The organism is Mycobacterium asiaticum (assembly GCF_001668675.1).
Lineage (GTDB): Bacteria > Actinomycetota > Actinomycetes > Mycobacteriales > Mycobacteriaceae > Mycobacterium > Mycobacterium asiaticum_D.
This window is the reverse complement of record NZ_LZKQ01000006.1, coordinates 1-10,796: the sequence shown is the minus strand read 5'-3', so window position 1 is coordinate 10,796 and position 10,796 is coordinate 1. Positions and strand designations below refer to the sequence as shown.

The window sequence follows — 10,796 nt, the reverse complement described above, 5'->3', positions numbered from 1 at the left end:
AGCATCAGACGTTAGGTCAACGCCATCAGTGGCCGCGATGGTTCCCCGAGCGCTCAGGCCGTGCGTCTGGCGCGGCGAATCTCGCGGGCCGTCGAGGCGACATAGTCGATTCCGGTGATGACCGTGAGCACGATCGCCAGCATCATCACCACCTGGGCCGCGGTGTGCAGTAAGCCGGACAGCGGCAGCACGAACAACCCGATCGCCACCGCCTGGGTCAGGGTTTTGAGCTTGCCGCCCCAGCTGGCCGGGATGACGCCGCGCCGGATCACGGCCAGTCGCAACACGGTAATCGCCAGCTCACGGGTCATGATCAGGACGGTCACCCACCAAGGCAGATCGCCAAGCATCGACAGTCCGATCAGCGCCGCGCCGATCAACGTCTTGTCCGCGATCGGGTCGAGGAATGCCCCGAATTCGGTTGCCATGCCGTAGTTACGGGCCAGTTGCCCGTCGAATCGATCGGTGATGCACGCGACCGCGAATATCGCCCACGCCACGATGCGGGCGGTGGTGTGATGACCGTCGCCATAGAAGAGTGCGAACAGAAAAATCGGGACCAGCAAAAGCCGCAACAAGGTGAGAATGTTGGCCAAATTCGCAATACGGACAGCACCCGCCATCTCACCGGTTTCAGGCTGCCCCGACACGGCAACAGAATAGCTGTTGACCAGCTCAAGCGAACCTCGACGTCGATACTGTGGCGACGTGACCGAAAGTCCTGGGGATTACCGGCCGGTGGTTCGCCGAGCGCGCACATCCGACGTTCCCGCGATCAAGCATCTCGTCGACACCTATGCCGGACGAATCCTGCTGGAAAAAAATCTGGTGACGCTCTATGAGGCGGTGCAGGAATTCTGGGTGGCCGAACTCCCACAGGTTCCCGGCCAAGTGGTGGGCTGCGGCGCGCTGCACGTGTTGTGGTCCGACCTCGGTGAAATCCGCACGGTGGCGGTCGATCCCGCATTCACCGGCCACGGGATCGGCCACGCGATCGTGAACAAGCTGCTCGAGGTGGCTCGGGAATTGCAGCTCGAGCGGCTGTTCGTGTTGACGTTCGAGACGGAGTTCTTCGGCCGACACGGGTTCACCGAGATCGAGGGCACACCGGTGACCGCCGAGGTGTACGAGGAGATGTGCCGCTCCTACGACATCGGTGTCGCGGAGTTTCTGGATCTGAGCTACGTCAAGCCGAACATCCTGGGCAACTCCCGGATGCTGCTGGTCCTTTAGCCCTTGCGCGAGCAGACGCTCAGGTCCCCGACACGCCGTGCGAAAACTGGCTTTTGCGTCTGCTCGCGCTTAGGAGTCTTCGTCTCCGCCGTCGGCGTTGGCGCCGCCGCGGATCAATGCCAACGTCCCAGCTAGCTCGTCGGGCTTGATCAGCACCTCGCGAGCCTTTGATCCCTCGCTCGGCCCTACGATGCCGCGGGTTTCCATCAAGTCCATCAACCGGCCGGCCTTGGCGAAGCCCACCCGCAGCTTGCGCTGCAGCATCGAGGTCGAGCCGAACTGCGACGACACCACCAACTCGACGGCCTGCAGGAAGACGTCCATGTCGTCACCGATGTCGGGGTCGACGTCGGTGCGCTCACCAGTGGGCTTGGCGGTGGTGACGCCCTCGGTGTATTCCGGTTCGGCCTGGTCTTTGCAGGCGGCAACGACGGCCTGAATCTCCTCGTCGGTGATGTAGGCGCCCTGCAACCGGATCGGCTTGCTCGCACCCATCGGCAGGAACAACCCGTCGCCCATGCCGATCAGCTTCTCCGCGCCCGCCTGGTCCAGGATGACTCGGCTGTCCGTCAGCGACGACGTTGCGAACGCCAATCGGGACGGCACGTTCGTCTTGATCAGGCCGGTAACCACGTCGACCGACGGCCGCTGGGTGGCCAGCACCAGGTGGATGCCGGCCGCGCGGGCCTTCTGGGTGATCCGCACGATCGCGTCCTCGACGTCGCGCGGCGCCGTCATCATCAGGTCGGCCAGCTCGTCGACGATCGCCAGCACATACGGGTAGGGCCGGTACACCCGCTGGCTGCCGAGCGGAGTGGTGATCTCACCCGAGCGGACCTTGGCGTTGAAGTCGTCGATGTGACGCACCCGGGACGCCTGCATGTCCTGGTAGCGCTGCTCCATCTCCTCGACCAGCCAGGCCAGCGCGGCGGCCGCCTTCTTCGGCTGGGTGATGATCGGGGTGATCAGGTGCGGAATGCCTTCGTACGGCGTCAGTTCCACCATCTTTGGGTCGATCAGGATCATCCTGACCTCTTCCGGGGTGGCCCGGGTCAGCAGCGAGATCAGCATCGAGTTGACGAAGCTGGACTTGCCGGAGCCGGTGGAGCCCGCGACCAGCAGGTGCGGCATCTTGGCCAGATTCGCCGAGATGAAGTCGCCCTCGATGTCCTTGCCCAGCCCGATGACCAGCGGATGGTGGTCGCGACGGGTGGACGGCGCGGTGAGCACGTCGGCCAGCCGGACCATCTCCCGGTCGGTGTTGGGCACCTCGATGCCGACGGCGGACTTGCCCGGGATCGGGGCCAGCATCCGCACACTCTCGGTGGCCACCGCGTAGGCGATGTTCTTCTGCAGCGCGGTGATCTTCTCCACCTTGACCCCCGGCCCGAGTTCCACCTCGTAGCGGGTCACGGTCGGTCCGCGGGTGCAGCCGGTGACGGCCGCGTCGACTTTGAACTGGGTCAGGACTTCGCCGATGGCCGAGGCCATGTGGGTGTTGGCGGCGCTGCGCTTTTTGGGCGGATCGCCCGCCACCAGCAGATCCATCGGCGGCAACGTATAGGGACCTTCGACGACCCGGTCCAGCGGCGCGGTGTCCGTCTTCTTGGCGGCGCGCCGACGGCGTGGCTCCGGGACGGTGGGCGTCTCGTCCGCGATGGGTTCTGCCGCTGCCACCGCTTGGGCCGAGGGCCACGCCTTCGGCACGTCGTCGATCGCCTCGTCGTAGTAGCCGTCGGAAAAGTCTTCCGCCGGTGTGACCTCGACGGTGTCCGCGTCGTCGCCGGCGAAGTCTTCGTATTCGTCCTCGTCGTCGTAGTCGCGGGTGAACAACCGGGTGCCGAACATGTTGCGCAGGGCGTCGGGCACCTCGCGGATGGTGATACCCGTCAGCAGCAACAGCCCGAACAAGCCGCCGATGAACAGCAGCGGCGCCGCGATCCAGGCGGTCAACCCGTCCGACAGGGGACCGCCGATGGCGAAGCCGATGAATCCCGCCGCGCGCTGCCGCAAGTCGGGGGCTTCCGGGGATCCCGACCACAGATGACGCAGGCCCAGGAACGACAGCGCGATCAGGCTGGAGCCCAGGATCAGCCGCGGGCGCGCCTCGGGGTTCGGCTCGGTCCGCATCAGTATTACCGCGACGGCGGCCGCGACCAGCGGCAGCAACACCACGGCCGCGCCGACGAAAAACCGCAGGCCGGCGTCCACCCAGGCGCCGACCGGACGGGCGGCGTCGAACCAGGAGCTGGCGGCCACGATCACCGCCACGCCCAGCAGCACCAGGGCGATGCCGTCACGTCGGTGGCCCGCCTCGATGTGGCGGGCCTGGCCGACCGACCGCGCGGCCCGGCCCGTGCCCCTGGCGGCGATCAGCCAGGTCGCGCGCGCGCTTCGGCCGGCCAGCGCCAGCAGCGATCGATTGCGGCGCTTGGCGGGCCTGCCGGTCCGCTTGACGGGCCTGGTCGCGGGCTTTCTGGGCTTGCGCGCCGGACCGCCCGAGCGTCCCGCCGCCTGCCCACCACGGGCCCCGGACCGGGGGGTGGCCTTCGGGTCCTGTCGAGAAACTTGCCGAGACCTGCTCGTTCGAGTTCCGGAGCGGGCTGCGGTCTTACTGGCCATGCCCGCAAGCGTAGTCGCAGAAACAACATCTGCACCACCCGCCACACTGGTAACGGCACCTTCACCGCTCCGTGCCCGCGCCGTTATGAGTAGGGTGACAACCGAATCCCACTGCCGTCAGGAGGCCCAGCCATGCCCGTCGTCGTCGTCGCCACACTGACCGTCAAGCCCGAATCGGTCGACACCGTCCGCGACATCCTGACCACCGCGGTCGAAGAGGTGCACGGCGAGCCGGGATGCCAGCTGTATTCGTTGCACCAGTCCGGCGAGACCTTCGTGTTCGTCGAGCAGTGGGCCGACGAGGAGGCGCTCAAGGCGCACAGCACCGCCCCGGCGGTGGCCAAGATGTTCACCGCCGCGGGTGAGCACCTGGCCGCAGCTCCCGACATCAAGATGCTGCATCCGGTTCCGGCCGGCGACGCGGACAAGGGCCAGATCCGGCCCTGATGGCACGTCCGCTGGAAGGCCAGGTCGCCTTCATCACCGGCGCCGCACGCGGCCAGGGGCGCGCGCATGCGGTGCGACTCGCCAGCGACGGTGCGGACATCATCGCGGTCGATCTATGCGATCAGATCGCCAGCGTGCCCTATCCGCTGGGCACCTCCGAGGAACTGGCCGGCACCGTCAAGCTCGTCGAGGAAACCGGGGCTCGGATCGTGGCGCGCCAGGCCGACGTACGGGACCGTGCCGCGCTGCACGCAGCCCTGCAGGCCGGCATCGACGAGTTGGGCCGCCTCGACATCGTCGTCGCGAACGCCGGTATCGCGCCCATGCAATCGGGCGATGACGGCTGGACCGACGTCATCGACGTCAACCTCACCGGCGCCTACCACACCGTTGAAGTGGCCCTGCCGACGTTGAAGGAGCAGGGCGCCGGCGGGTCGATCGTGTTGATCAGTTCGGCGGCGGGGTTGGCCGGCATGGCCAGCGCCGACGCCGGCGCGATCGGATACGCGGCGTCCAAGCACGGGCTGGTGGGATTGATGCGGGTCTACGCCAATCTGCTTGCTCCGCATGATATTAGGGTCAATTCCGTACATCCCAGCGGCGTCGCTACACCGATGATCAACAACGAGTTCACCATGAAGTGGCTTGCCGACATGGCCGCCTCCGGCGCGGGTACCGGGGGCGGCAATGCGCTGCCGGTGCAAATCCTGCAGGCCGACGACATCGCCAACGCGGTGGCGTGGCTGGTGTCCGATCAGGCCCGCTACATCACCGGGGTCGCGCTGCCAGTCGATGCGGGCTGCGTGAACAAGCGGTAATCATGGCCCAAAACCCTGCAGCGAGCACCGCATTCGGCCCGATGTTGTTGGCGGCCGTCGAGCAGAACGAGCCGCCCGATCGTCGGCTGGTGGACGACGACCTCGCCGAACTTTTCCTTCCGGCCCCGCTGCGCTGGCTGGTGGCCGGCACGCGGGTGCCCGCGATAAGACGGGCGTTCATCGGTGCATCGGAATTCACCGGCCGCGGTTTGTGGGCGAATCTGGCCTGCCGCAAGCGGTTCATCGGTGACAAGCTCGCCGAGGCGGTGGGCGACATCGACGCGGTGGTCATCCTCGGCGCCGGATTGGATACTCGCGCATATCAACTCAACCGACGGGTCCGCAAGCCGGTGTTCGAGGTGGATCTGCCCGTCAACATCGCCCGCAAGGCCAAGACCGTCCGCCGGGTGCTCGGCGAGCTGCCGCTCTCGGTTCGGTTGGTGGCGTTGAACTTCGAGCAGGATGACCTGCTGACCGCGCTGGCCGAGCACGGTTACCTCACCGACTACCGTGTCTTCCTCATCTGGGAGGGCGTCACGCAATACCTCAGCGAGGATGCCGTCCGGACCACGCTGGAGGGGTTACGGCCGACGGCACCGGGCAGTCGCATGGTGTTCAGCTATGTCCGCCGCGACTTCATCGACGGCAGCAACCGGTACGGCACCCGCACGCTGTACCGGTCGGTGCGTAAGCGACGGCAGTTGTGGCACTTCGGTATTCAGCCCGAAGAGGTCGCGGGGTTCCTGGACGAGTACGGGTGGCGGCTGATCGAACAGGTCGGACCGGACGACCTCCTCGAGCGTTACGTCGAGCCGACGGGCCGCAGGCTCAAGGCGTCCCAGATCGAGTGGTCGGCGTACGCCGAGAAGGTCTAATGCGATCTGATGCGCGCCGAGCGTGGGGGAAATGTACCCATCTTCATGGTTTTCCGTCCTTAAGGCTCACGTTCGGCGAAGGCTAAACCTCCAGCACCGTCGGCACGATCATCGGCTGGCGCCGGTAGGTCTCGCCCACCCATTTGCCGACCGTGCGACGCACGCCCTGCGCGATCCGGATCGGGTCGGTGACGTTGTTGGCGGCCAGCTGTTCCAGCTCGGCTTCCACCTTGGGCACGACGGCTTCCAGCGCCTTGGGGTCCTCGGAAAACCCGCGCGAATGCAGGTGCGGCGGCGCCACCGCCTTGCCGGTCCCCCGCTTGACCACCACGGTGACGGCGACGAAACCCGACGAGAGGATGAGCCGCTCCCCCAGGGTGATGTCGCCGACGTCGCCGGTGATCAGGCCGTCGACGAACATCTTGCCGACCGGTACCGCGCCGGCGATGGTGGCCTTGCCGGCCACCAGGTCGACACTGACGCCGTTCTCCGCCACCAGGATCGATTCCTCGGGCACTCCAGTGCTGGCGGCCAGTTTCGCGTTGGCCCGCAGGTGCCGCCAGGTGCCGTGCACCGGCATGACGTGCCGCGGCCGCACCCCGTTGTAGAGAAACAGCAACTCACCGGCGTAGGCGTGACCCGAAACATGCACCCGCGCTTGAGCATTGGTGACGACGCGGGTCCCGATCTTGGCCAGCGCGTCGATGACGCCGTACACGGCTTCCTCGTTGCCGGGGATCAGCGATGACGACAAGACAATGAGATCGCCTGCGGTCAGCGTGATGCTGCGATGCTCCCCGCGCGACATGCGCGACAACGCGGCCATCGGCTCACCCTGCGTGCCCGTGGTCACCAGCACCACCTGGTCCGGCGGCAACATCTCGGCCGCGGCGATGTCGACCAGGTCGGCGTCGGCCACCCGCAGGAAGCCAAGATCGCGGGCAATGCTCATGTTGCGCACCATGGATCGTCCGACGAACGCCACCCGCCGGCCCAAAGCGACCGCGGCGTCGATGATCTGCTGCACGCGGTCGACGTTGGAAGCGAAGCACGCCACGATGACCCGCCCGTCGGCGCCGCGGATCAGCCGGTGCAGCGTCGGGCCAATCTCGCTCTCCGACGGACCGACGCCGGGATGCTCGGCATTGGTCGAGTCGCACAGGAACAGGTCAACCCCGGCATCGCCGAGTCGCGACATGCCCGGCAGATCGGTGGGGCGGCCGTCGAGCGGCAGTTGGTCGAGTTTGATGTCGCCGGTGTGCAGCACGGTGCCAGCCCCGGTGTAGACGGCGATGGCCAGCGCGTCGGGGATGGAGTGGTTGACCGCGAAGTACTCGCATTCGAACACCCCGTGCCTGCTGCTCTGGCCCTCCTTGACCTCGACGAATACCGGCTTGATGCGGTGCTCGCGGCATTTGGCGGCGACCAGCGCCAGGGTGAACTTGGAGCCGACCACCGGGATGTCGGGACGCAGCTTGAGCAGGAACGGGATCGCCCCGATGTGGTCTTCGTGGGCGTGGGTGAGCACCAGCGCCTCGATGTCGTCGAGTCGGTCCTCGATGTGGCGTAGGTCCGGCAGGATCAGGTCGACGCCGGGCTCGTCATGGGTGGGGAACATCACCCCGCAGTCGATGATGAGCAACCGGCCCAGGTGTTCGAAAACCGTCATGTTGCGTCCGATTTCGCTGATGCCGCCCAGCGCCGTGACACGCAACCCGCCCGCGGTCAGGGGACCTGGTGGGGCGAGCTCCTCGTTCACCGGTGACTCACCTGAGTACAGAGGCCGCACGCATGTCGGCGGCCAGCGCGTCGAGTTGCTCCGGTGTGGCCGCGACCTGTGGCAGGCGTGGGTTGCCGGCGTCGATGCCCTGCAATCGCAGGCCCGCCTTGGACAGCGTGACGCCGCCCAGTCGGCCCATCGCATTGCACAGCGGGCTCACCGAGACGTTGATCTTGCGGGCAGTGGCGATGTCTCCGGAGTTGAAGGCGGACAACAACTCTCGCAGCTGCCCCGCGGCCAAATGGGAGATCACGCTGATGAAACCCGTGGCCCCCATCGCCAGCCAGGGCAGGTTGAGCGCGTCATCGCCGGAGTAGTAGGCCAGTCCGGTTTCGGCGATGATCTGCCCCGCGCTGTGCAGGTCGGCTTTCGCGTCCTTGACGCCGACGATGTTGGGATGCGCGGCCAGCGCGCGCAACGTGTCCGGTTCGATCGGCACGATCGACCGCGGTGGGATGTCGTAGAGCACGACAGGAAGGTCGGTGGCGTCGGCGACGGCGGTGAAGTGTGCCCGCAGCCCGCTTTGCGGCGGCCGCGAGTAGTACGGGGTGACCACCAGCAGCCCGTGGGCACCCTCGGCGGCGCACGCCTTGGCCAGCTTGATGCTGTGGGCGGTGTCATAGGTGCCGGCGCCGGCGATGATCCGCGCGCGATCGCCCACCGCCTCCAGCACGACCCGCAGCAGCTCACGCTTCTCGTCGTCGGTGGTGGTCGGCGACTCGCCCGTGGTTCCTGAAACGACCAGGCCGTCGCAACCCTGCTCCACCAAATGGTTGGCCACCCGGGCCGCGGCAGCGGTATCCAGGGCGCCGTCGGAGTCGAATGGTGTCACCATCGCGGTCAGAAGAGTTCCCAGCCGGGCTGGGGCATCGAATCCGACGGTGCTCACGGTTGTCCAGATTACCTGCCTGCAGCAAGGTCATTTGCAGTGACGCGGCCTCGAGCTTCGGTCGCTAGACCCGATGGCGACCTCACCCTTCCCCCGCTAACGCGGCCTCAGGCTTCGGTCGCTAGACCCGATGGCGACCTCACCCTTCCCCCGCTAACGCGGCCTCAGGCTTCGGTCGCTAAAGGGCTGGTGGCGACCTCGCTCCCATCCGCCAGCGTCGACACCTCGAAGTCGGCAAACACTGCGGGCGCGACGTCGGCGAGCTGACGCAGGCAGGCGATGGCCAGCCGCCGTATTTCCATGTCGGCGTGCTCGCTGGCCCGCATGGCGATGAAGTGCCGCCACGCCCGATAATTGCCGGTCACGACGATGCGGGTCTCGGTGGCATTCGGCAGCACGGCCCGCGCGGCCTGACGTGCCTGCTTGCGGCGCAGCACGGCGTTGGGCTGGTCGGCGAACTTGGCTTCCAGCTTGGCCAGTAGCTCGGTGTAGGTGGCGCGGCTCGCATCCGCTGCGGCGGCCAGGATGTCCCGGAGCTCTTCGTCGTCCTCGATGCCCGGCGGCAGCACCACCTGCGAATCGGTCTCCGGCACGTAGCGCTGCGAGAGCTGGGAGTAGGAGAAGTGTCGGTGCCGGATCAACTCGTGGGTGCAGGACCGGGAGATCCCGGTGATGTAGAACGACACACTGGCGTGCTCAAGCACCGAAAAATGCCCGACGTCGATGATGTGCTTGATGTAGCCGGTGTTGGTCGCGGTCCGTGGATTGGGCTTGGACCAGCTCTGGTAGCAGGCGCGTCCGGCGAATTCGACCAGCGCGGAGCCACCGTCGGCGTCGGTTGACCAGGGAACGTCCGGCGGTGCCAGGAACTCGGTCCTGGCGATGAGTTGCACCCGTAACGGCGGGGTCTCGGCCACGGCGGCCAGCCTATCGCGCACCAACACCACGGCGGACAGAACACGTCCGCGTGACGGCGCGGATCACTCGATGGTTGCAGCAGGCGGGGCTGGACCGCTCGTCGAGGTCTCTGTTACCCAGAATGCGAGTCGCACATGAACCTGGTTGCCTTGCGTGACCCACCAGTGCACACCCCTTAGAATGGCTCAAGCTAGGCGCAAGTCAACGAGAGGTCGTCCAAATGTGTACGCGCGTAGTCCATTCGAGAGATGGCGAGCCCGTGCTCGTTGGCCGCAACATGGACTATCACTGCGACACCGGAACAAATCTCTGGGTTCTTCCTCGTGGCATCGAGCGGAACGACGGTGTCGGTGGTTCGCTGAGTTGGACCGCCAAATATGGCAGCCTCATCGCCAGTGCATACGACCTGATGTCGGTCGACGGCGTCAACGAGGCGGGATTGGCCGGTCACATCCTCTGGCTCACCGAGTCGGACTACGGCACCCACGACGCCACAAAACCAGCCTTGAGCATGGCGATCTGGCTGCAGTACTTCCTGGACAACTTCGCTACGGTAGCCGACGCTGCGGCATGGGTGAACGAGACGAAGGTGCAGGTCGTGCCCTTGGCCGATCCGAGCACCGGAAGGGTGCCAGCAGTCCATCTCGCTCTTGACGACGCGTCCGGCGATTCGGCGATCATCGAGTACGTAGCTGGTGCGCCAACCGTGTGGCACAGCCGCGAGTACCGCGTCATGACCAATTCCCCCACCTATGACAAACAACTAGAACTCCTTACTCGATTCGAAGAGTTCGGCGGCAGCCAGACCCTGCCCGGAACCACGCTGGCGTCCGACAGGTTCGCTCGCGCCAGCTACTACGTCGAGCGGCTACCCCCGGCGGCCGACCAGGTGTCCGCGATCGCCGGCATGCTCAGCGTCATCAGGAACGCAGCCCAGCCGTTCCGGATCCCGGACCCGGGCAAACCCGAGGCGTCGCAGACCATCTGGCAGACGGTGACCGACCTGACGAACCGGCGCTACGTCTACTCCTCGACGACCAGGCCGAACATCGTGTGGGTGGACCTCGGCGAGATCGACTTCAGCGAGACGGCCCCCGCGCGCAAGCTTGACCTCACCGCGGACACCGCGCTCGAGGACGGCCTGGTCGGGAACGTCACGACGAAATTCACCGCCACCGCGCCGATGCAGTTCTTGACGCTCTCGTCCTAGTCGC

The 10,796-nt window shown here is 66.5% G+C and carries 10 protein-coding genes; 5 read left to right on the top strand and 5 right to left on the bottom strand.

The window, feature by feature from the left end; genetic code table 11:
* Positions 1-53: 53 nt before the first annotated feature.
* A complete protein-coding gene (gene pgsA / locus A9X01_RS00165) occupies positions 54-623 on the bottom strand; it encodes a CDP-diacylglycerol--glycerol-3-phosphate 3-phosphatidyltransferase (RefSeq protein ID WP_065118742.1) in 570 nt (189 codons plus the stop codon).
* Between the two features lie 85 nt (positions 624-708).
* Between pgsA and A9X01_RS00160 the strand changes: the two genes are divergently transcribed.
* Positions 709-1,233 carry an amino-acid N-acetyltransferase gene (locus A9X01_RS00160; RefSeq protein ID WP_036354904.1) on the top strand — a complete coding sequence of 175 codons (525 nt, stop codon included), beginning with the start codon at positions 709-711 and terminating at the stop codon, positions 1,231-1,233.
* A gap of 69 nt (positions 1,234-1,302) precedes the next feature.
* Here the strand turns inward: A9X01_RS00160 and A9X01_RS00155 are convergent, their stop codons facing one another.
* Positions 1,303-3,855 (bottom strand): FtsK/SpoIIIE family DNA translocase, encoded by a 2,553-nt coding sequence (locus tag A9X01_RS00155; RefSeq protein WP_081282125.1) that lies wholly within the window; start codon positions 3,853-3,855, stop codon positions 1,303-1,305.
* 132 nt (positions 3,856-3,987) lie between these two features.
* On the opposite strand from A9X01_RS00155, the gene A9X01_RS00150 reads away from it, so the two are divergent.
* Genes A9X01_RS00150 through A9X01_RS00140 form a run of 3 tightly spaced genes read left to right on the top strand, consistent with a single transcriptional unit; the run spans position 3,988 to position 5,995 of the window.
* Complete coding sequence (locus A9X01_RS00150; RefSeq protein ID WP_065118739.1) at positions 3,988-4,302, top strand: putative quinol monooxygenase; 315 nt, start codon at positions 3,988-3,990, stop codon at positions 4,300-4,302.
* Positions 4,302-5,120, top strand: coding sequence for a mycofactocin-coupled SDR family oxidoreductase (locus A9X01_RS00145; RefSeq protein ID WP_065118738.1), 819 nt, complete (start codon positions 4,302-4,304; stop codon positions 5,118-5,120). Before A9X01_RS00150 ends, A9X01_RS00145 begins: the two co-directional genes overlap by 1 nt.
* 2 nt (positions 5,121-5,122) lie before the next feature.
* Entirely contained in the window at positions 5,123-5,995 is an 873-nt protein-coding gene (locus A9X01_RS00140) for an SAM-dependent methyltransferase (protein ID WP_065118737.1), read from the top strand.
* 82 nt (positions 5,996-6,077) lie between these two features.
* Here A9X01_RS00140 and A9X01_RS00135 read toward each other — a convergent pair whose 3' ends face one another.
* From A9X01_RS00135 to thyX, 3 genes are all read right to left on the bottom strand, one after another.
* Positions 6,078-7,754 (bottom strand): ribonuclease J, encoded by a 1,677-nt coding sequence (locus A9X01_RS00135; protein WP_065118736.1) that lies wholly within the window; start codon positions 7,752-7,754, stop codon positions 6,078-6,080.
* Between the two features lie 7 nt (positions 7,755-7,761).
* Positions 7,762-8,664 carry a 4-hydroxy-tetrahydrodipicolinate synthase gene (dapA, locus tag A9X01_RS00130; RefSeq protein WP_065118735.1) on the bottom strand — a complete coding sequence of 301 codons (903 nt, stop codon included), beginning with the start codon at positions 8,662-8,664 and terminating at the stop codon, positions 7,762-7,764.
* A gap of 164 nt (positions 8,665-8,828) precedes the next feature.
* Entirely contained in the window at positions 8,829-9,581 is a 753-nt protein-coding gene (thyX, locus tag A9X01_RS00125) for an FAD-dependent thymidylate synthase (protein ID WP_065118740.1), read from the bottom strand.
* A 221-nt stretch (positions 9,582-9,802) separates the two neighbouring features.
* Here thyX and A9X01_RS00120 point away from each other — a divergent pair, with 221 nt between their 5' ends.
* The gene (locus tag A9X01_RS00120; protein ID WP_065118734.1) at positions 9,803-10,792 is read left to right on the top strand and encodes a linear amide C-N hydrolase; all 990 of its coding nucleotides are present in this window, start codon (positions 9,803-9,805) and stop codon (positions 10,790-10,792) included.
* Positions 10,793-10,796 lie beyond the last annotated feature (4 nt).